The organism is Nocardia sp. IFM 10818 (assembly GCF_054655275.1).
Map to the genome: position 1 here is coordinate 4,001,468 of NZ_BAAHJH010000001.1, position 20,219 is coordinate 4,021,686.

The 20,219-nt window shown below is 67.7% G+C and carries 19 protein-coding genes; 11 read left to right on the plus strand and 8 right to left on the minus strand.

Annotation, left to right across the window (positions count from 1 at the left end; translation table 11 throughout):
• Window positions 1–61: 61 nt before the first annotated feature.
• Both ACYQ5L_RS18200 and ACYQ5L_RS18205 read right to left on the minus strand, forming a co-directional pair.
• Window positions 62–628: a TetR/AcrR family transcriptional regulator gene (locus tag ACYQ5L_RS18200; RefSeq protein ID WP_459958887.1), complete on the minus strand. Its 567-nt coding sequence runs from the start codon at window positions 626–628 to the stop codon at window positions 62–64.
• A 178-nt stretch (window positions 629–806) separates the two neighbouring features.
• Entirely contained in the window at window positions 807–3,620 is a 2,814-nt protein-coding gene (locus tag ACYQ5L_RS18205; RefSeq protein WP_459958888.1) for an aconitate hydratase, read from the minus strand.
• A gap of 199 nt (window positions 3,621–3,819) precedes the next feature.
• Between ACYQ5L_RS18205 and ACYQ5L_RS18210 the strand changes: the two genes are divergently transcribed.
• Both ACYQ5L_RS18210 and ACYQ5L_RS18215 read left to right on the plus strand, forming a co-directional pair.
• Window positions 3,820–4,362 carry an Rv1476 family membrane protein gene (locus ACYQ5L_RS18210; protein ID WP_459958889.1) on the plus strand — a complete coding sequence of 181 codons (543 nt, stop codon included), beginning with the start codon at window positions 3,820–3,822 and terminating at the stop codon, window positions 4,360–4,362.
• Between the two features lie 163 nt (window positions 4,363–4,525).
• Window positions 4,526–5,944: an NlpC/P60 family protein gene (locus tag ACYQ5L_RS18215; RefSeq protein ID WP_459958890.1), complete on the plus strand. Its 1,419-nt coding sequence runs from the start codon at window positions 4,526–4,528 to the stop codon at window positions 5,942–5,944.
• 42 nt (window positions 5,945–5,986) lie between these two features.
• Here ACYQ5L_RS18215 and ACYQ5L_RS18220 read toward each other — a convergent pair whose 3' ends face one another.
• Window positions 5,987–6,145, minus strand: coding sequence for a hypothetical protein (locus tag ACYQ5L_RS18220; RefSeq protein ID WP_459958891.1), 159 nt, complete (start codon window positions 6,143–6,145; stop codon window positions 5,987–5,989).
• Window positions 6,146–6,936: 791 nt separating this feature from the next.
• Here ACYQ5L_RS18220 and ACYQ5L_RS18225 point away from each other — a divergent pair.
• The gene (locus ACYQ5L_RS18225) at window positions 6,937–7,179 is read left to right on the plus strand and encodes a hypothetical protein (RefSeq protein WP_459958892.1); all 243 of its coding nucleotides are present in this window, start codon (window positions 6,937–6,939) and stop codon (window positions 7,177–7,179) included.
• A gap of 20 nt (window positions 7,180–7,199) precedes the next feature.
• Complete coding sequence (locus ACYQ5L_RS18230; RefSeq protein ID WP_459958893.1) at window positions 7,200–7,670, plus strand: RDD family protein; 471 nt, start codon at window positions 7,200–7,202, stop codon at window positions 7,668–7,670.
• A gap of 101 nt (window positions 7,671–7,771) precedes the next feature.
• Here ACYQ5L_RS18230 and ACYQ5L_RS18235 read toward each other — a convergent pair whose 3' ends face one another.
• The 3 genes from ACYQ5L_RS18235 to ACYQ5L_RS18245 all read right to left on the minus strand — a co-directional run bounded on the left by ACYQ5L_RS18235 (window position 7,772) and on the right by ACYQ5L_RS18245 (window position 10,079).
• Window positions 7,772–7,918 carry a DUF1059 domain-containing protein gene (locus tag ACYQ5L_RS18235; RefSeq protein ID WP_459958894.1) on the minus strand — a complete coding sequence of 49 codons (147 nt, stop codon included), beginning with the start codon at window positions 7,916–7,918 and terminating at the stop codon, window positions 7,772–7,774.
• Between the two features lie 68 nt (window positions 7,919–7,986).
• On the minus strand, window positions 7,987–9,075 hold the full coding sequence (locus ACYQ5L_RS18240) for an NAD(P)H-dependent amine dehydrogenase family protein (RefSeq protein ID WP_459958895.1): 1,089 nt from the start codon (window positions 9,073–9,075) through the stop codon (window positions 7,987–7,989).
• Complete coding sequence (locus tag ACYQ5L_RS18245) at window positions 9,072–10,079, minus strand: 3-ketosteroid-9-alpha-monooxygenase, oxygenase component (protein ID WP_459958896.1); 1,008 nt, start codon at window positions 10,077–10,079, stop codon at window positions 9,072–9,074. The genes ACYQ5L_RS18240 and ACYQ5L_RS18245 overlap by 4 nt, the downstream gene beginning before the upstream one ends.
• Before the next feature lie 87 nt (window positions 10,080–10,166).
• Between ACYQ5L_RS18245 and ACYQ5L_RS18250 the strand changes: the two genes are divergently transcribed.
• Window positions 10,167–10,802 (plus strand): TetR/AcrR family transcriptional regulator, encoded by a 636-nt coding sequence (locus tag ACYQ5L_RS18250; protein ID WP_459958897.1) that lies wholly within the window; start codon window positions 10,167–10,169, stop codon window positions 10,800–10,802.
• Window positions 10,803–10,811: 9 nt separating this feature from the next.
• Here ACYQ5L_RS18250 and ACYQ5L_RS18255 read toward each other — a convergent pair whose 3' ends face one another.
• Entirely contained in the window at window positions 10,812–12,407 is a 1,596-nt protein-coding gene (locus tag ACYQ5L_RS18255; RefSeq protein WP_459958898.1) for a beta-N-acetylhexosaminidase, read from the minus strand.
• Between the two features lie 184 nt (window positions 12,408–12,591).
• On the opposite strand from ACYQ5L_RS18255, the gene ACYQ5L_RS18260 reads away from it, so the two are divergent.
• The gene (locus ACYQ5L_RS18260) at window positions 12,592–13,239 is read left to right on the plus strand and encodes a hypothetical protein (RefSeq protein ID WP_459958899.1); all 648 of its coding nucleotides are present in this window, start codon (window positions 12,592–12,594) and stop codon (window positions 13,237–13,239) included.
• On the opposite strand, the gene ACYQ5L_RS18265 is transcribed toward ACYQ5L_RS18260, so the two are convergent.
• Window positions 13,240–14,400 carry an alpha-hydroxy-acid oxidizing protein gene (locus ACYQ5L_RS18265; protein WP_459958900.1) on the minus strand — a complete coding sequence of 387 codons (1,161 nt, stop codon included), beginning with the start codon at window positions 14,398–14,400 and terminating at the stop codon, window positions 13,240–13,242.
• A 99-nt stretch (window positions 14,401–14,499) separates the two neighbouring features.
• Here ACYQ5L_RS18265 and ACYQ5L_RS18270 point away from each other — a divergent pair, with 99 nt between their 5' ends.
• The 5 genes from ACYQ5L_RS18270 to ACYQ5L_RS18290 all read left to right on the plus strand — a co-directional run bounded on the left by ACYQ5L_RS18270 (window position 14,500) and on the right by ACYQ5L_RS18290 (window position 20,200).
• Complete coding sequence (locus ACYQ5L_RS18270) at window positions 14,500–15,540, plus strand: Lrp/AsnC family transcriptional regulator (protein WP_459958901.1); 1,041 nt, start codon at window positions 14,500–14,502, stop codon at window positions 15,538–15,540.
• Between the two features lie 98 nt (window positions 15,541–15,638).
• Entirely contained in the window at window positions 15,639–16,985 is a 1,347-nt protein-coding gene (locus tag ACYQ5L_RS18275) for a cytochrome P450 (protein ID WP_459958902.1), read from the plus strand.
• Window positions 16,982–17,881 (plus strand): alpha/beta fold hydrolase, encoded by a 900-nt coding sequence (locus tag ACYQ5L_RS18280; protein WP_459958903.1) that lies wholly within the window; start codon window positions 16,982–16,984, stop codon window positions 17,879–17,881. The genes ACYQ5L_RS18275 and ACYQ5L_RS18280 overlap by 4 nt, the downstream gene beginning before the upstream one ends.
• Window positions 17,865–18,722 (plus strand): SDR family NAD(P)-dependent oxidoreductase, encoded by an 858-nt coding sequence (locus ACYQ5L_RS18285; protein ID WP_459958904.1) that lies wholly within the window; start codon window positions 17,865–17,867, stop codon window positions 18,720–18,722. The genes ACYQ5L_RS18280 and ACYQ5L_RS18285 overlap by 17 nt, the downstream gene beginning before the upstream one ends.
• Window positions 18,719–20,200, plus strand: a complete 1,482-nt coding sequence (locus tag ACYQ5L_RS18290; RefSeq protein WP_459958905.1) for a flavin-containing monooxygenase — start codon at window positions 18,719–18,721, stop codon at window positions 20,198–20,200. The genes ACYQ5L_RS18285 and ACYQ5L_RS18290 overlap by 4 nt, the downstream gene beginning before the upstream one ends.
• Window positions 20,201–20,219 lie beyond the last annotated feature (19 nt).

Consider the following 20,219-nt stretch of genomic DNA (forward strand, 5'->3'; position numbering starts at 1 on the left):
GCGCTCTTCTGCTGGCGCGTCCGGGGAAACCCCGAAATCCGACGGAGAAACTACCGAACGCTCACGGTTTGCGGCGGATGGAGGCTTCTACGAGGTCGAGGACGGCGGAGAGGTTGTCGTTGGCGTGGCCGGAGGCTATGCGGGCGATGAGGCCGTCGAGGACGAGGTCGAGGTAGCCGAGCAGGACTTCGGTGGGGACGTCGTCGCGGAGGGCGCCTTCGGCTTTGCGCTTCTCCAGACGGGCCACGGTGGCGGCGGTGAGTTCCTCGGAGCGCTGTTCCCAGTTGCTGCGGAAGTCCGGATCGTTGCGCAGACGGCGGGCGATTTCCAGGCGGGTGCCGAGCCAGTCGAAGTCCTCCGGATGCGCGAGCATATCGCGCATGACCTGGACCAGGCCCTGGGTGGCGGCGACTTCGGCCATCCGGCCGGCGTCCTCCTGGGCGAGCGCCAGGAAGAGGGCGTCCTTGTCGCGGAAGTGGTGGAAGATCGCGCCCCGGGACAGGCCGGTCGCCTCCTCGAGGCGGCGGACGGTGGCGCCCTCATAGCCGAATTCGGCGAAGCAGCTGCGTGCTCCGTCGAGGATCTGGCTGCGGCGGGCGGCGAGGTGGTCGTCACTGACCTTGGGCATGGACTCCTCCGAAACGGGGTGTGCGGGATTCCGCACCGGAAGCATCCGGCGCGGAATCCCGCACGAGCGACGAGCGAAGCGATCCGGGCGGATCGCGCGGCGGGCACGGCGAAAACCGGCGCCCGTCACCAGGACTCGGCTGTGAAACAGCCCTTCACAGCCGAGCCGCGGTGTGTTCTTAGCCGCGAATCATATTGCGCAGCACGAACTGCAGGATGCCACCGTTGCGGTAGTAATCCGCTTCACCGGGGGTATCGATGCGGACCACCGCGTCGAAGACGACCTTCTCGCCGTTCTCCTTGGTGGCGGTCACCTTCATGGTCTTCGGAGTCACACCCTCGTTCAGCTTGGTGATGCCCTCGATATCGAAGACCTCGGTGCCGTCCAGGCCCAGCGACTTGGCCGACTCGCCCGCCGGGAACTGCAGCGGGACCACGCCCATGCCGATGAGGTTGGAGCGGTGGATGCGCTCGAACGACTCGGTGATGACGGCCTTGACGCCCAGCAGGCGGGTGCCCTTGGCGGCCCAGTCACGCGAGGATCCGGAGCCGTACTCCTTGCCGCCCAGCACGACCAGCGGGATGCCCGCGGCCTGGTAGTTCTGCGAGGCGTCGTAGATGAACGCCTGCGGGCCACCCGGCTGGGTGAAGTCGCGGGTGTAACCGCCCGAGACGTCGTCCAGCAGCTGGTTGCGAAGACGGATGTTGGCGAAGGTGCCGCGGATCATGACCTCGTGGTTACCGCGCCGCGAGCCCAGGGAGTTGTAGTCCTTGCGCTCGACGCCGTGCGAGTCGAGGTACTGCGCCGCCGGGGTGCCCGGCTTGATCGGACCGGCCGGGGAGATGTGGTCGGTGGTGACCGAGTCGCCCAGCAGCGCCAGCACGCGCGCGCCCTTGATGTCCTCGACCGGGGCGGGCTCGAGCTCCATGCCGTCGAAGTACGGCGCCTTGCGGACGTAGGTGGAGTTCTCGTCCCACGCGAAGGTGCTGCCCTCGGGGGTGTTCAGGCCCTGCCAGCGCGCGTCGCCCTTGAAGACGTCGGCGTAGGACTTGGTGAACATCTCCTTGTTGATCGCCGACTTGATGGTGTCGTCGATCTCCTGCGGGGACGGCCAGATGTCCTTGAGGAAGACGTCGTTGCCGTCCTTGTCCTGACCCAGCGCGTCGGTCTCGAAGTCGAAGTCCATGGTGCCCGCGAGCGCGTAGGCGATGACCAGCGGCGGCGAGGCCAGGTAGTTCATCTTCACGTCGGGGGAGATGCGACCCTCGAAGTTGCGGTTACCGGAGAGCACCGCGGTGACCGACAGGTCGTTGTCGTTGATCGCCTTGGAGATCTCCTCCGGCAGCGGACCGGTGTTGCCGATGCAGGTGGTGCAGCCGAAGCCGCCCACGTAGAAGCCGAGCTTCTCGAGGTACGGCCACAGGCCGGCCTTCTCGTAGTAGTCGGCGACGACCTGCGAGCCCGGGGCCATATTGGTCTTGACCCACGGCTTGGAGGACAGACCCTTCTCGACCGCGTTGCGGGCCAGCAGGGCCGCACCGATCATGACCGACGGGTTGGAGGTGTTGGTGCAGGAGGTGATGCCCGCGACCACGACGGCGCCGTGATCGAGGACGAACTCGCCGCGCTCCGGATCGGAGACCTTGATCGGCTTGGACGGACGGCCGGTGTTGCCGTTGGCGGCCGACGGCAGGATGGCGTCGTCGTCGGCGAAGGACAGCGCGGCGGCATCACTGGCCGGGAAGGACTCCTCGATGGCCTCGTCCAGGTGCGAGTGCGGGGTGACGGCGGCGGGGCCGCTCTCCGCGTCGCTGGTGTAGTTGTGGATGTCCTTGCGGAAGGCGGTCTTGCTCTCCGACAGCAGGATCCGGTCCTGCGGGCGCTTCGGGCCGGCGATGGACGGCACCACGGTGCCCAGGTCCAGCTCCAGGTACTCCGAGTAGGCCGGCTCGTTGTCGGCGTCGTGCCACATGCCCTGTTCCTTGGCGTACGCCTCGACGAGCGCGAGCTGCTCGTCGCTGCGGCCGGTCAGGCGCAGGTAGTTGATGGTCTCCTCGTCGATCGGGAAGATCGCGGCGGTGGAGCCGAACTCGGGGGACATATTGCCCAGGGTGGCGCGGTTGGCGAGGGGCACCTCGGCGACGCCCTTGCCGTAGAACTCGACGAACTTGCCGACCACACCGTGCTTGCGCAGCATGTCGGTGACGGTGAGCACGACGTCGGTGGCGGTGACGCCCGGCTTGATCTCACCGGTCAGCTTGAAGCCGACGACGCGCGGGATCAGCATGGAGACCGGCTGGCCCAGCATGGCGGCCTCGGCCTCGATGCCGCCGACGCCCCAGCCCAGCACGCCCAGGCCGTTGACCATGGTGGTGTGCGAGTCGGTGCCGACGCAGGTGTCCGGGTAGGCCTGGCCGTTGCGGACCATGACGGTGGGGGCCAGGTATTCGATGTTGACCTGGTGCACGATGCCCATGCCCGGCGGGACGACGCGGAAGTCGTCGAAGGCGCCCTGGCCCCAGCGCAGGAACTGGTAGCGCTCGGAGTTGCGCTCGTACTCGAGGTCGACGTTGCGCTCGAGGGCGTCGGCGCGGCCGAAGACGTCGAGGATGACCGAGTGGTCGATGACCATGTCGGCGGGGGACAGCGGGTTGACCTTGTTCGGATCGCCGCCGAGGGCGGTGACGGCCTCACGCATGGTGGCGAGGTCGACCACACAGGGGACACCGGTGAAGTCCTGCATGATCACGCGGGCGGGCGTGAACTGGATCTCGGTGTCGGGCTGGGCGTTGGGGTCCCAGTTCGCGATGGCGCGAATGTGGTCGGCGGTGATGTTCGCGCCGTCCTCGGTGCGAAGCAGGTTCTCCGCGAGGACCTTGAGGGCGTAGGGCAGCTTCTCGGTGCCGGGCACGGCCGACAGGCGGAAGATCTCGTAGGAGTTCTCTCCGACCTGCAGGGTGCCCTTGGCGCCAAAGGTATCGATACTCGTCACGTTCAGCTCCACTCGTCTGTGAATGGTTGGCCACCGGCGGGGCTGTGCCGATGGCTCGTCGAGGCGCAGGCCTCGTCCGTGTTCGAGCCTAACAGTACGCTTGTCCTGTGAACGCACGGGGGAGGGTTCCGACCGGCCAGTGCAGCTTACGGCGTGCCGTGGTGAGGTGATGTGACAAGTTGTCGCGTACTGTGCCTTCGTGACCGTCTCGCGTACCTCGGTTTTCGCGCCCATGAAGGCGGAACTACCGCCGAACACCGACCTGAAGGCAATCCTGCTGGATCTGGCCGATAATCACGTCGCCGCGCCCAAGGGCCGTGATCAGGACAAGCTCGCGGCCATCGCCGCCGACGCGCGTGAGCACGGCATCGATCTCAACATCATTGTGGTGCAGGGTAACCCGGGCATCGAGGCGAACCTGCGCGATCTCGCGACCGAGGTCGGCAAGGAGGAGCACGGCACCGTGGTCGTGTTCGGCGACGACTGGATCGGCACCTACAGCGAGCAGTTCGCCCGTGCGCGCCTGGAAAGGGCCGAGGACAAGGCCAAGTACCTCGGGCCCAATCGCACGTCGGAGGCGGCGCGGATCTTCGTCGATCGGCTCGAGCAGCCGGAGACGGTGTCGTGGACGGTCATCACGCTGGTGATACTGGCGGGTCTGCTCGCGGTGATCGGCGGGCTCTACGTGGTGAAGAGGAAGCGTTCGGAGACGTCTGCCGAGCAGCACACGCCCGTCGCCTGACCGATCTCCCGCTGTTTGCTGCCAGAAGGCAAATCACTGGCAACGAACAAAATTCCTTCGGGTCTCCCTGGCGCGCCTGAAGCCCTGAAACCCATAAGTGTCGTACGGTTTCGCGATGGCACTGATGGGGACAGAGTGTCGTAAGGGGCGACCGGGAGGTGCGATGCGACAGCCGAGGCGGCGACGTCTGCGCACGCTCAGGATCGCTACCGAGTTGCTGGTTGTGCTGATCGTCCTGGTCATCGGGGCGACTTCCGGCCATGCCGTACCGCCGCCACCGCCCAATCCCAGCGACGGCGAGATCGCCGATGCGGGCGCCCAGGTCGATGCGAACCTCGGTGAGGTCGGCGCGCTCATCAATCAGGTGGCCGGTGTCGAACAGCAGCTGCGCCAGCTCGACGATGCCGTCGCCGCCCGCCGCGAAGCCGTCAACAAGGCCCTGGTCGACCTGCAGATCGCCCGCGACGCCGCCGATGCCGCGGCGCGCGCGGTCACCCAGTGCCAGACCGAGCTCACCGCGGCCGGCACGAATGTCGATCGCGCACACGACGATTTCGACAAGTACGTGGCCCAGGTCTACATGCGGCCGGGTTCCACCTCGCTCATCAACTACCTGGCCGCCCCCAGTCCGGAGATCGCGCTGGCCCGCGCCCAGGTGCTGACCATCGCCTCGATGAACCAGCAGGACGTGGTCAACGATCTACGCCGCGCCCAGGTCGATCAGGCCAACAAGACCGCCACCGCCAAGCAGGCCCAGCAGGTCGCCGACGCCGCAGCGGCCGACGCCGAGGTCAAGAAGACCGAAGCCCAGAACGCCGTCGCCGCCGCTCAGGCCGAACTCGACCAGCAGACCACCCGCCGCAACGACCTGCTCGCCCAACGCGATTCGGCCCAGCAGCGCCTGGATTTGGCCCGCTCCCAGGTCGCCGGCCTGCAAAGTCAGCGTGACGCCTACCTGGCCTGGGACCAGCAGCGCCGCGCCGAGGAAGCCGAAGCCCGCCGCGCCGCCGCCGAAGCCGCGGCCCGCGTAGCCGCCGACCGCGCCTCCAACGACCGCGCCGCCGAAGCGGCCCAGGGCCACCGCCCCCACACCGCCCTCGACGACTCACCCCCGCCCTCCCGCTACAACCAGCAACCCGCGCGCCCCAACGGCTCCCGCGCCGACCTCGTCGAAATAGTCGTCGACCGCGCCATGTCCCAACTCGACGTCCAATACGCCTGGGGCGGCGGCGACGAAGACGGCCCCACCCTCGGCATCCGCGACGGCGGCGTGGCCGACAGCCACGGCGACTACGGCAAAGTAGGCTTCGACTGCTCCGGCCTCATGATCTACGCCTTCGCCGGAATCGGCGTCTCCCTCCCGCACTACAGCGGCTACCAATACACCATGGGCACCCGGGTTCCCGTCTCCGACCGCGAACGCGGCGACATGATCTTCTGGGGCCCCGGCGGCAGCCAACACGTAGCCCTCTACCTGGGCAACGGCAAAATGGTCGAAGCCCCCCAATCCGGCGACGTAGTCCGCGTCTCCCCGGTCCGCGAAGACGGCATCATGCCCTACGCCGTCCGCATCGTCTCCTGAGCGAGCCCGCCTGACCTGGAGCTGTTGCCCAGCCAGGCCGAATCATTGCTGCGGCGGCAGCCACCCCGAGTCCGCCAACTGCTGCGCCGGCGAGTCCGCTTGGCGTACTCCGCGGCGGAAGGCTTCCGGCCAACTGGCGAGGGGATCGGCGGCATAGGTTTTGTAGACGTCGATCATGGCGGCGTCGGGACCGAACGGCACGACAGCCCCCGCCGAGGTCCCGACCATCGAGCCGGCTGACCCCAAATCGATTCCCCGGCGGCGCAACCCGGCAGCCAAGCCGGTCATCCACGCAGTCCCGGGAACGCCGCCCCCACCAGCACGACCGAACGCCGAACAGTCCCCCCGGACGTCCGCTCGAAACCAATCTCCATGTGGGCCACACTGACCACGCTGTTCGTCACGCCCGAGCGGGCCGAGACCAGGACCTACGCCTGATGGATCCAAGCGGGTACAATCCGCGTCTCGCTGATCCGCCACCCCGCCGGCGTCCGCACCACGGTGCTGGTCTGCCGGAGACCGCCCGTCTGGTGGGGTGCTTGGGCTGCGCTCGCTCGACTGCTCACGTACCGGCCGAACCCGCCCCCGGGAATCGCCGGCGCGGGACAATGGCGGTAATGCGTTGGCCGGTAGTGGTTCTTGCTCTTGTGGCCCTCCTGGTGGGTGGGTGTGGTTCGCCGCGGTCGGGGGATTCGCCGGGGAGGCCGTCGGCGGGGGCCGGGGTGGATGTTCCGGGGGTGTTGCGGGAGGGGTTGGAGCGGCGGGGGTTTGAGGTTGTGGGGGAGGTGCCCGGGTTGAGTGCGGAGCCCAGGAATATCGGGTCGGGGGAGAGTGGTGGGCGGCCGTGGATCTTGCCTGGGTTCAGTGCGCAGTTGAATGCGGCTCTGCGGATGACCGAGGTGGGGATTGTGCGAGGGGTGGAAGTTGGGTGGTTCCATGTGAATGTCTATGAGTACGCGGGGAGTATTCCTGCGGGGGCCGAGCCTTGTCAGGTGCCGTGGGATCAGCCACTGGAGGGTGCGGACTGTCGGGTGGAGGCGGTGGGTGAGGGGGAATCGCTTGTGGTACGCGACTATTCGAATCTGCGGGAGGTGTACGTCATTCTCGAGGGCACGGTGGTGGGGACGGTTACCGCGGCGGGGGAGTTGAACGGGGAGCTGAGTGCGGCGGCGCCGATCGTGGATCTGGTGCAGCAGCGGGGGATTACGGAAGAATTGGCGGAAGTCGTTCGTTGATCGAGGTACGAGGAGGAACGATGACCGCGGGTGGATACGAGCAGAGCATCGGGCGGGGCGTGGGAGTGGCGCCGGCGGGGATCGGAGGGCGGGCGGTGGCCCGGTTCATCGACTGGATCATTGCCGGGATCATCGGCGCGATCGTGTTCTGGTTGCTGGATCGGGCGGCGGATCTGCCGGGGTGGATTTCGGTCCTGCCGGGGGCCGGGTTCGGATTCCTCTATTTCGTATTGTTCGAGGTGGCGACCGGGTCGACGCCGGGCAAGAAGATTCTCGGCCTGCATGTGAACGGGGCCGGGGGCGCTGCGAAGCCGAATGCGAAGGAGTCGGCGCTGCGCAATGCGTACATGCTGCTCAATCTGATTCCGTGGATCGGCGGGATTCTGTGGTTCTTCGCCGCCATCGGGATCGCGGTCACGGTGAGTGCGAGTTCGACGAAGCAGGGCTGGCACGACAACATCGCGGGCGGAACGCAGGTGGTCAAGGGCTGACGCGGCTTCGGGGCATCGGCATCTCGATGGCCGGGGCGTGCGAGCTGATCGCCGAGGCCATCGAAAGCCGTTGTGGCGGCGGGTGACGAGCGAGTCCGAGATCAGTAGGCGATGAACAGGATTTCGTCGCGGCTGTAGTCGTGGTCGGGGTGCTTCTCCGCCAGGTGGGCCTGGGTCTTCTCGACCAGGTCGTCCTCATCGGTGCCGAGGATGTACTCGCCGCAGGGGCAGTTGAGCCGAGTCTTCATGTGTTGCTGTTCCTTTCGAGGATTCGTCCGGTCCATCGTGCCCGATGCGCGAGCGGTCGCGCAGACGGCTAGGGCTTGAAGCGGCCGGCGAAGGCACGCAGCGGCAGATCCGCGCTGGTGATCACGCCGGGCGGTGCGGCGACCACGGATGTGATGGCGTTGAGGGCGGGCAGGCCGGTGACCGTCATGCCGACCGAGGCGAAGGAGGCGGGGTTGGCGAAGTCGGTGCCGGGTTTGGGGAGGATGCGGTGCTTGCTGGAGATGTAGGGGTCGCCTTGGATTGTGGTGATGTAGCAGCCCTGGACATTCCAGTGCGGGTCGGTGTGCGGTGTCATCTGCCATTCGATGTGGACTTCGACCTTGGGTACGCCGTCGACGATGCCTTGGTACTTCAGGTAGTTCGCGCCGAGTGAGCCCTTGGGCAGGTGGTACCAGCCGAGGTCGATGTCCTTGGTGCAGGCGCCGAGTTCGTAGGTGAAGACCACATCGTCGAGTTCCAGGCCGAAGCAGTCGGCCATGAGGTACACGCCGTCGGCGAAGACCCGGGTTCCCTGCTCCAGCATGGCCGGAAGGGCCGGGTCGTCGATGGGGCGGCCGTAGCCGACCATCTGCCAGGAGTCCACGGAGTGATGGCAGGAGACGTCGACCGATTCGATGACGGTGACATTCTCCAGGTCGGCCACATCGCAGGTTTGGACGATGCCGAGGATCTGCATGAGGCCCGGATTCATGCCGGTGCCGTAGAAGGTGGATCCGCCACGGCGGCAGGCCTCTTCGAGGATTTCGGTGGTGGGCCTGCCGGAGGGATGGGGGTGGTTCCGGTTGCGGTGGTGGCCGGTGATCCAGTCGGCCGTGGTGACGATGTCGATCCCGGCTTCCAGGACCTTGACGTAGAGGTCCTCGTCCGGGAACACGCCGTGGAAGGTGAGCACATCGGGTGCGGCGGCGAGGATGTCGTCGACCGAGCCGGTGGCTATCACTCCGAGCGGTTCGAGCCCGGCGATCTCCCCGGCGTCACGGCCGATCTTCTCCGGTGTGTAGCAGTGCAATCCGATGAGTTCGAGATCGGGGTGATTGCGGATGCGTTTGATCATCTCGGTGCCGACATTGCCTGTGGCGACCTGGAATACGCGGATCGGGGTGCAAGTCTCGCTCATGGTGCGGTCTTTCCGGCTGGGTCTGGATAGAACTGGGCGGCCCACGTCCGCAGCGCCTTGAAGCCGGCGTATTCGGCGCGAGCGAGCGCGGGCGGGTCGGAATAGCGCTGGTGCGACCAGATATGGATGTCGGCGAGGAACTGGCCGATGACGGCCTGGCCGAATTGCGCTGCGCTGCGGGAGGGTTGGCTGCGATCACGGCCGGGCGGGCAGCCGATCCAGACCGTGAACCGCACATCGCAGGTGCCCTCGTCGACCGGGGTGACCGCCGAGATCGTGCGATTGTCGATCATGCCCCAGCTCTTGGTCACCGCCACCCCGAGCCCGGCATTGACGGCCTCCACCCCGCTGCGCACCTCCTCGGCCGACACGCCGGTCTCGGCGTCGAAGGTCACCGTGAAATCCACATACGACACCGGCCCGTCGAACTCCTGGCGAGTGAACGTCGGCACGAACGGCACCTTGTGCACGAACTTGAAGTGCGCGAAGTCGACGCCGTTCTCCAGCACATACTGCGGATGCAATTCCAGGCGTTCCCGATACAGCGTTCCGCCGGGATAGGCGGGGTAGTAGTCGGCGGCGGTGCGCCCGTCGCCGAATCCGGTGAAGACATCGGGCACATCGAAGTAGGGCTTGCGCCCCGCGACGTCATGCCAGATGTAGATGGATTCGTTCCGCTCGATCACGGGATGACTGCGTATGCGCCGCACCGGATTCGGCCGATCCTCGTACGGAATGCGCACATTGCGCCCGTCGCGATCCCACTCCCACCCGTGGAATGGGCAGACGATGCGCTCACCTTCGACATGCCCGCCGAACCCCAGGTGCGCCCCGAGATGCTCGCAGTAGGCGTCCATCACGCTCACCTGCCCCGCCGCCGACCGCCACGCGATCAGCTCGCGCCCGAAGTATTTCATCCGATGCACCGCGCCGACGGGAATCTCGGCCGCCCACGCCACCTGGAACCAGCCGGTCGGGACCATGGACAGCGGTGGTTTCGCCATCCCAGAATGGTAGAGGGTTCTTTGAAACCTGGGAAGACCTGGAGCCATGGCGATTCCACGCCTCGCACGCGCACTAGGATGCCGAAGATGACCGAGACGGAGAGCAACGGCAGGCGCGCCAACCGCCGGGGTATCGCCACCCGCGAGACCATGCTCGACGCCGCAGTGCAGGCCCTCGCCACCGGCGACCGCACCGCGGTCTCGGCCAACCGCATCGCCAAGGAGATCGGCGCCACCTGGGGCGCGGTCAAATACCAATTCGGCGATATCGACGGCCTTTGGGCCGCCGTCCTGCACCGCACCGCCGAACGCCGCGGCGACCTCCCCGTCTCGGTGGTGAATCCGCGAGCGCCCCTGCGCGACCGCGTCGCCGCCACCGTCGAGATCCTCTACCGCGGCCTGACCTCCAGCGATTCCCGCGCCATCGAAACCCTCCGTGCCGCCCTGCCGCACGACCGCGCCGAACTGGAGAACCAATACCCCCGCACCGCAGCCGAACTGGCCTCCTGGAAAGACGCCTGGGCCCATGCCTGCGAGCGCGCCTTCGCCGGACTCGACGTGGACCCCGCGCGTGTGCGCGAGGTCGCCGCCTTCCTCCCCGGCTCGATGCGCGGCATCACCTCCGAGAAACAGCTCGGCACCTATTCCGACCTGGACGAAGCCCGCCGCGGCCTCACCAACGCGATCGTCGCGTATCTCGAGGGCTCGCGGCGGACTCCGTGACGCTCCGCCCTAGGCGGCGGGCTTCCAGTCCACTTGCGGGGAACGATAGAAGTTGATGCCCTGTGCGATCCAGATCTGCCCCTGTTTCGCGAGCCGTTCCCGGTAGTTCTCCCAATTGTGCGTGGCACGCGGGGACCAGGCGATTTCGGCGGCCCCGGCCAGCCTCGGGAATGCCATGTACTCGATGTCGGCGCTGGTCCGCAGCGTCTCCGACCACAGCGGCGCCTCGACGCCGATGATCTGGCTTTCCGAGACGCCCTCGAGGAACGTGGCGGGATCCCAGTCGTAGGCGTCCTTCACCTCGACATAGCCGGCCCAATGCAGGCCGAGCGGGCTATCCGGGTTGTACTTCATATCCAGATACGCCTTGTTGGCCGGCGACATCAGAATCTTGTTGCCCCGCGCCGCGGCCGCCGCGGTATCGGCATTGCGGTTGGCGGTATCCCAATACTGCGGAATCGCCGAGGTGGGCGGATTCGTCACGGCGAAGTTGTGCCAGCCCTGAATCTTCTTGTCGTATTGGGCGGCCAATGGCGTCACCTTCTGAAAGAAGGTGTTGTAATCCTCGGCCGAGGTGTTGTGGGCCTCGTCGCCGCCGAGATCGATATAGGGTCCCGGTGTCAGCGCCGCGATCTCGCGGATGACGTCCTCGACGAATCGATAGGTCGTCGGGCTGGAAATGCACAGTGAGCTGTAACCCACCTCGATATCGGTGCGCGGCGGCACCGGTTTGCCATCGCAGTTCAATTCACCGTAGGAGGCCTGCGCGGCATTGACGTGTCCGGGCATATCGATCTCGGGCACCACGGTAATGTGCCGCGAGGCCGCATAGTTGACGATGTCGGTGTACTGCTCCTGGGTGTAGTAGCCGCCCGGGTCGCCGTTCACCGCGGTCTGCCCGCCGATCTCGGCCAGTCTCGGCCAGCTCTTGATCTCGATGCGCCAGCCCTGGTCGTCGGTCAGATGCAGATGCAGTGTGTTGATCTTGTATTGGGCGATCTGGTCGATATACCGCTTCACCTGATCGGGGGTGAAGAAGTGCCGGGCCACATCGAGCATCGCGCCCCGTCGCTCGAAGCGCGGGTAGTCCAGCACCGTGCCGCCCGCGACCGTCCAATCCCGTTGCTGCACAGACGATTCGTTGATCGCCGCCGGGAACAGCTGCCGCAGCGATTGCACGCCCCCGAACAGTCCGTCGGTGGTGTTGGCACTCAGGGTGATTCCATCCTCGGCCACCGCGAGCCGATAGCCCTCATCGCCGACCTGCGGACCGGCGTCGCCGAGTTCGAAGGTGATCCCCGGCTGCTCCCGGTCGCTCGGATCCACCACCGGGAGTGGGAATCCGGTGGCGGGACGCAACAGGCCGCCCAGGTAGTCGGCGACCTCCTGGGCCTGGTACTCCGCCCGGATCACGCTGTCGGCGGTCAGCGTGAAATTCGCGGTCGAGTCCGGTTCGGCCTGTACGGGAATGGGCACGATATCGGTCACGCTGCGTTCGGTCGGCGGCGGGTTGTTCGCGGCGGCGGAATCGGCCAGAGCGGGCAGGCCGACGACCGCCAGACCCAATGCCGCACCGAATACCAAGGGAGATAGTAGATTTCGCAAGACACACCTCTGGTCCAGTGGAGAGGCGTCAACCATCGCACAGTCGGCCGCGCGGTGGTCTGGGGAATTCGAGTGGGGAATGATTCCGCGGGCGCGAAATCACTGTTCCCCAGTCGGCTGACATGGTCGCAAGTCCAGTTCGAAACGTTAGTCTTTGCCCCTCTCTTCGAGGACGGAGACAATGATGAAATCGAAAGCGTCCCTGCTCATTCAGCTCACCGCCATCGCGCCCTTGGCGCTCGCGGCCACCGGTGCTCTCGCGTCACCCACGGGAGCTGCGCCGCTGAATACGACGACGGTCAATTTCCAATGTCAGGGCACCCCGCCGATCGGCGGTCCCCAGACCATGACGATGACCATCGACGTGACGGGCACAGCACCCGCATCCGCCGATCCCGGCGCCCCCGTCGTGATTACGCTGACACCGGCGGCGGGTTCGGTCCCCGCCACCGCCGGCGGCTACACGATCAACAATGTGCACGACATGCAGCTGCTGGCGCCGTACCCGGCCAACTCGACGTATGTCTCCGCCTCGCTGTCGGGCGGCACGGTCGCCGCCACTCTCGACGACTCGGGCGGCAGGCTCGCGGTCAGGGTGACCGAGCCGATCCGGGGCGGCTCCACCTTCACCCTGCCGTCGATCACGGCCACTGTGACGGCGGGCGATGCGGGCGCCATCACCACCACGCTGGCGGGCACCAGCTATGCCGACCCGGGTCTGACGCTCACCGCCAACGTCCGAACACCCTTCGGCCCCTTGGACATCCCGGTCGCGTGCTACCCCAACCCCGCGCCCACCTTCACCACGACCGCCATCACCAGCCGGGACTGATCAAGACACCGGCCGAAGTGCCTCGCGCGTCAGGTCCGCGAGCGCCGGGTAGCCGTCGACGGCCATGATGAGGTCGGCCTCGGCGAGCAGGGTGCGCAGGACGTGCACGATGCCGTCGGCGCCACCGAGGGCGAGGCCGTAGGCGTACGGGCGACCGATGCCTACGGCTGTCGCGCCGAGGGCCAGGGCCTTGACGATATCGGCGCCGCTGCGGACGCCGGAGTCGAACAGGACCGGGACGCCATTGGCGGCCTCCACGACGCCGGGGAGTGTATCGAGGGCCGGGAGGCCGCCATTGGCTTGGCGGCCCCCGTGATTGGAGCAGTAGATGCCGTCCACCCCGCCGTCGATGGCGCGGCGGGCGTCATCGGGGTGGGAGATGCCCTTGACGATCAGGGGAAGATCGGTCAGGGAGCGGAGCCAGGGGAGGTCCTCCCAGGTGAGCGGGTTGCCGAAGACCTGGATCCAGCGCAGGATCGCCGATTGGGGGTCTTCCTCCGGGGTCTTCTGCAGGGAGGCGCGGAAGACCGGGTCGGTGAAATAGTTGGCCAGGCAGTGGCCCCGGAGTTGGGGGAAGTTGGCGGTGGACAGGTCACGGGGCCGCCAGCCGGTCACCCAGGTGTCGAGGGTGACGACTATGCCCTGGTAACCGGCCTTTTCGGCGCGCTGCACCAGACTGGCGGCGAGATCGCGATCGGTGGGCGTATAGAGCTGGAAAAGTCCTGGGGTGTCGCCGAATTCGGCGGCGACGTCCTCCAAGGGATCGACCGTGAGAGTCGAGGCGACCATGGGCACGCCGGTGCGGGCCGCCGCCCGCGCGGTGGCGAGATCGCCGTGGCCGTCCTGGGCGCACAGGCCGATGACGCCGATGGGGGCGAGGAAAACCGGTGCGGGCAGGGTCATTCCGAACAGGTCGACCGAGAGGTCGCGTTCCTTGGCGCCGACGAACATGCGGGGGACCAGGCCCCAGCGGTCGAAGGCGGTGACATTGGCGTCCTGGGTGCGCTCGTCGCCGGCGCCGCCGGCCACATAGGACCAGATCGAGGGCGGCAGCGCGGCCCGGGCGCGGTCGCGCAGCTCCGCGAAGTGCACCGGCAGGGTGGGAACCACGCCGCGCAGGCCGTTGAAATAGATCTCGTTCTGATAGTCGCCGAACGCCATTGCCGGGACCTTCCTTCCTCGACGGTATGCCGTTCACCGTGCAGGATTAGCCTGTCGATACGGTGCAAGTGCAGGAAAGAAACGGATCGAGTGCCTCTGATGCAGGATAATCGCGAGTTGTTGAGCGAGGACGAGCTCGCCCTCATTCACGCGCTGCAACTGCGGCCCCGGGCCTCGTGGACCGAGCTCGGGACCGCGCTCGGCGTCGACCCGGTCACCGCGGCGCGGCGCTGGCAGCGTCTCAACGGCCGGGGCGCGGCGTGGGTCGGCACCTCTCCCGGTCCCCGGCTGCTCGACCTGATCTGTACCGCGTATCTCGAAATCAGCTGCGCCGCCGGGCAGGCCGCGACCGTGGCCGCCGAGCTGGCGCGGCATCCGCACATGCTCACCCTCGAACGCGTGGCCGGTGGACACCACATCTGGGCCACGGTGGGCACCGGCGATCTGGCCGCCATGTCGCGCTACACCCTCGATATCCTCCCGGCCGTCGCGCACCTCGCCGAGGTCCGCGCGCACCTGATCACCCACCTGTTCACCGAGGGCGGCGACTGGCGCATCGACGCCCTCGCCCCGGATCAGCGCACTCAGCTCGTCACCCCGCCCGCGCGGCCGGCCTCGGCCCGCGACCGCAATCGCGTCACCGACCTCGACCGCGACCTGCTCGCCGCGCTCGCCCACGACGGCCGCGCCTCCTACGCCGCACTCGCCGCCGCCCTCGGGACCGGCACCGCCACCGTGAAACGCCGGATCGACGAGCTCACCCGGCTCGGCCTGCTGCGCTTCCGCTGCGATTTCGCGCGTCCGCTCGGCGGCTGGCCGGTGGCGGTCACCTTCCGCGCCGCTGTGCCCGCGGCCGACCTCCAGCGCATCGGCCATGCCCTCGTCGCGCTGCCGCAGACCCGCAATTGCGCCGCGGTGAGCGGCCCGCACAACCTGGTGCTGCAAGCCAGCCTGCATTCCGTCGCCGATGTGCTGCGCTTCGAATCCCGGCTCACCGCAGAACATCCCGAACTCCATATCGCCGAACGCCTTGTGACACTGCGGCACGAGAAGTTGCTCGGGCACCTGCTCGACCCGCAGGGCCGCTCGATCGCGGTGGTGGTCCCGGATATCTGGAGCGAGCCGGGAATTCGCTACTGACAATGCCGCGCCCGGCGCGGAAGTGACCCTTGCCACTGCCTGGTACGTCGCTGTACCGTCAGACCGGTACACAGGTGTACCACGCTGGGAGATGCGGCATGACCACGGTGAAATTGCCCGACGGGCCAACGACTCCGGACTTTCTCCAAGGGTTGGAGGTGATGGTCGGGCGCACCCGCGCGTGGCGACGCCTGCACGACCGATACGGTTCGGCCTTCACCGTCTATATGCCCCGATTCGGTCGCATGGTGGTGCTGTCGGATCCGGCCGAGGTGAAGGCGCTGTTCACCGCGTCCCCGGAGGTGGCCGACAATGTCGATGTCAATCTCGGGCAGTTCCTCGGGCCGGGCTCGCTGTTCTCGCTGCGCGGGGCCGAGCACCGCAAGCAGCGCAAACTGCTGACCCCGCCGTTCCACGGGCGCAGGCTCGCCGTGTACGAGGCATTGATCGAGGAGGAGGCGGTCCGGGAGTTCGCCACCTGGCCGGAGGGGCGCGAGTTCGCGACCATGGAGTCGATGATGCGGATCACGCTGAATGTGATCCTGCGGGCCGTATTCGGCGCCGAGGGCAAGGAATTCGACGAACTGCGCGAGCTGGTGCCCAAGCTCGTGCTGCTCGGTTCGGCGCTGGCCGCCGTGCCGGTGCCGGAGAAGTTCCTGGGGCGCTTCGGCCCGTGGTCGCGCTTCACCGCCCATCGACGCCACTACGACGAGATCGTCGGCCGGCTCATCGACCGCGCGGCCGCCGATGAGCGACTCGGCGAGCGCGACGATGTGCTGGCGATGATGCTGCAATCGCGATACGACGACGGCGGCGCCATGACCCGCGGTGAAATCGCCGATGAGCTGCTGACCCTGCTCACCGCCGGGCACGAGACCACCGCGACCTCACTGGCCTGGACGGTCGAGCGGTTGCGCAGGCATCCGGATGTGTTGCGGCGCTTGGTGGCCGAGGCCGACGCCGGCGGATCGGAACTGCGGGAAGCGACGCTGCTGGAGGTGCAGCGAGTGCGGCCGGTCATCGATTCGACCGTGCGCAAGGTGCGGGCCGAGTCGCTGGAGCTCGGTCGGTGGACGCTGCCCAAGGGGCAGAACGTGCTGGTCAGCATTCGGCTCATGCACGACAACGAGACGCTCTTCCCGAAGGCCCGCACCTTCGATCCGGACCGTTTCGTCGGCGTCCGGCCGGGCACCTTCAAGTGGATCCCGTTCGGCGGCGGCGCCCGGCGGTGCATCGGGGCGGCCTTCGCCACCATGGAGATGAACATCGTATTGCGCACGCTGCTAAGGGATTTCACACTCGAGCCGACCACCGCGCCGGATGAGCGCACGCACTTCCGGGGGGTCGCGCTGGCGCCCGCCAAGAAGGGCCGCGCCGTCGTGCACCGCCGCCCTCCGCGCCCCGCCGTCGTGACCGAGACGCACAGCGCGCAGGTGACCGCATGACCGAGCGGCTCGCGGATGTGGGCCGCGGCGTCACGCTGTGCTACCGGCGATCGGGCGGTGGCGAGGTGCCCCTGGTTCTGATCGCCGGTCTGGGGCAGCAGCTGCACGAGTGGCCGGACGGATTGTGCGCGTTGCTCGCCGGGCGCGGTTACGACGTCGTTCGTTTCGACAACCGCGATGTCGGCAAGTCGACGCATTTCCGGTATCGGCCGCCGAAGCCGGTGGACCTGCTGCGAAAGCACTGGCACACAGAGCAATACGATCTCGGCGAGATGGCCGCCGATACGGTGGGGCTGCTGGATGCGCTCGGAGTGAAATCCGCGCACCTGGCGGGCATGTCGATGGGCGGGATGATCGCGCAGACCGTCGCGGCCCGTTATCCGGACCGGGTCGCCTCGCTGACCTCCATCATGTCGACCACCGGTGCGGCGCGGGTAGGCCGACCGGCGCTGTCGACCTGGCGATTGATGTTCGCCCGCCCGGCCCGCACCCGCGACGAGCACATAGCGAGCGCGGTCCGCATGTATCGGCACATCTCCTCGCGCGGTTATCCGTTCGACGAGAACGCGGTGCGCATCGCGGCGGCGCTGACCTGGGATCGCGACCCGCGTCCGGCGGCGGGCGTGGGCCGTCAACTGGCGGGCATCCTCAAATCCGGTGACCGCACCGGGGAACTCGCCGCCATCGTGGCCCCGACCCTGATCCTGCACGGTGACCGGGACCTCATGGTGAATCCGACCGGCGCGACGGTCACCGCGCGGGCCATCGCGGGCGCACGGTCGCAGACGCTGCCCGGTATGGGCCACGACCTGCCCGCCGGTGTCTGGCCGGCGCTCACCGATCTGATCGACTCCCACATCCGCACCGCCAGGAGTACCGATGCCCCGCACACGTAGACCACTGTCCGGACATCCCGTCATGATCACCGGGGCCGCCTCCGGCATCGGCCGCGGCCTGGCCCAATTGCTGTCCCGCCGCGGATCACCCGTGGCGATCGCCGATATCGACGAGAGCGGTCTGAAGCAGACCGCGGCCGCGCTGACCGGTCCGGTGCTCACCCGGGCGCTCGATGTGAGCGACGCCGCCGCGCAACTGGCCTTCGCCGCGGAGGTCCGCGACTGGCTGACCGCGCCGCTGGCGGCGGTGTTCAACAATGCCGGTGTCGCGGTGGCGTCCTCGGTGCTCGACGCGGTCCCCGAGGACGACGAGTGGTTGCGTCGGATCAACTTCGACGGTGTCGTCAACGGCACCCGGGCGTTCCTGCCCATCCTGGTCGAGCAGGACATGGGCGTCATCGTGAACACCTCGAGCGTGTACGGGCTGGCCGGCGTGCCGTATCACAGTGCGTACTGCGCCGCGAAATTCGGCGTGCGGGGGTTCACCGACGCCTTGCGCCAGGAACTGCGGGGGACCGGGGTCTCGGCGGTGAACGTGCATCCCGGCGGGATCGCCACCAATATCGCGCGCAATGCCCGGATCCGCAAGGATCCCGAGGGCCGGGGCCGCAGCCCCGAGCAGCTGGTCGCGGAGTTCGAGGCCCTCGCCAAGACCTCGCCGGAGAAGGCGGCCGAAATCATCTGCCGCGGAGTCGAACGCGGCAAGGCGCGCATCATGGTCGGCCCCGACGCGTACGTGTTCGATGTGCTCACGCGGGTCGCGCCGACCCACTACTACGACGTGATCGCGGTGCTCCAGCGGCGGCTCGAGGCCCGCGCCAAGGCGGGAGCCACGGCATGAGCGAGCATTTCGATGTGCTGATCGTCGGTGCCGGCCTGTCGGGCATCGGCGCGGCACACCATCTGCAAGAGGCGTTTCCGGGTCGCAGCTACGCGATTCTGGAGGCGCGCACGGCAATCGGCGGCACCTGGGATCTGTTCCGCTATCCCGGAGTGCGCTCGGATTCCGACATGCACACCCTCGGTTACCGTTTCCGGCCCTGGACGCAGGCCGCGGCGATCGCCGACGGTCCCTCGATCCTGGACTACATTCGCGATACCGCGGCCGAGGGCGGCATCGACCGCCGGATCCGGTTCGGGCACAAGGTGATCGGTGCCGCGTGGTCGACGGCGGACGGGCGTTGGGCGGTGACCGTCGCGCACGATGGCGGGACAGCGACGCTCACCTGCCGATTCCTGTACATGTGCACCGGCTACTACACCTACGATCGCGGCTACACGCCCGAGTTCGCCGGAATCGAGGATTTCCGAGGGCGATTGGTGCATCCGCAGCACTGGCCCGAAGATCTGGAATACTCCGGCAAACGCGTGGTGGTGATCGGCAGCGGCGCGACGGCGGTGACTCTGGTACCGGCGCTGGCCGAGACCGCGGCGCGGGTGACCATGCTGCAGCGCTCGCCGACCTACATCATGTCCATCCCCACCGAGGACGCCGTGGCCACGCGCCTGCGCGCCTGGCTGGGCCCGCGGCGCGCCTACACCATTACCCGCTGGAAGAACGTGCTGATCAGCACGCTGATCTACCAGCTCAGCCGCCGGCGCCCGGTCATGATCCGCGAGCTCATCCGCAAGCAGAACGCGGCGCAGCTGCCCGCGGGCTACGAGGTGGACGTCCATTTCAATCCGGACTACAACCCGTGGGATCAACGGCTGTGCCTGGTGCCCGACGGCGACCTGTTCCGATCGATCCGGGCGGGCCGCGCCCAGGTGGTGACGGATCGGATCGACCGGTTCACGGCCGCCGGCCTGCGGCTGGCCTCCGGCGCCGAGCTGGAGGCCGATATCGTGATCACCGCGACCGGCCTGCAGCTGCTGGCGTTCGGCGGAGTCGAGCTCAGCGTCGACGGCCGCGCCGTCGACCTGCCCGACACCATGGCCTACAAGGGCATGATGCTCAGCGGCGTCCCCAACTTCGCCTTCACCATCGGCTACACCAATGCCTCCTGGACGTTGAAGGCCGACCTGGCCGCCGAATTCGTCTGCCGCCTGCTGCGCCATATGGATTCGGGCGGCTACGACCGCTGCACCCCGTGGCCCGATCCGGATATCGCCAAGGCGCCGCTGCTGGACTTCCAATCCGGCTACGTCCAGCGCGCCATCCACCGCTTCCCCTCCGCCGGTGCGCGCCGTCCCTGGCGGCTGGGCATGAATTATGCCCACGATGTGCTCTCGCTGCGCCACGGTCGCATCGAGGACGGCACTATCCGGTTCGCGCGAGCCACCGATCCGGCGCATGTTCCACTGCGCGCCACGCCGTGATCGGTCCGGCGCGGGGCCA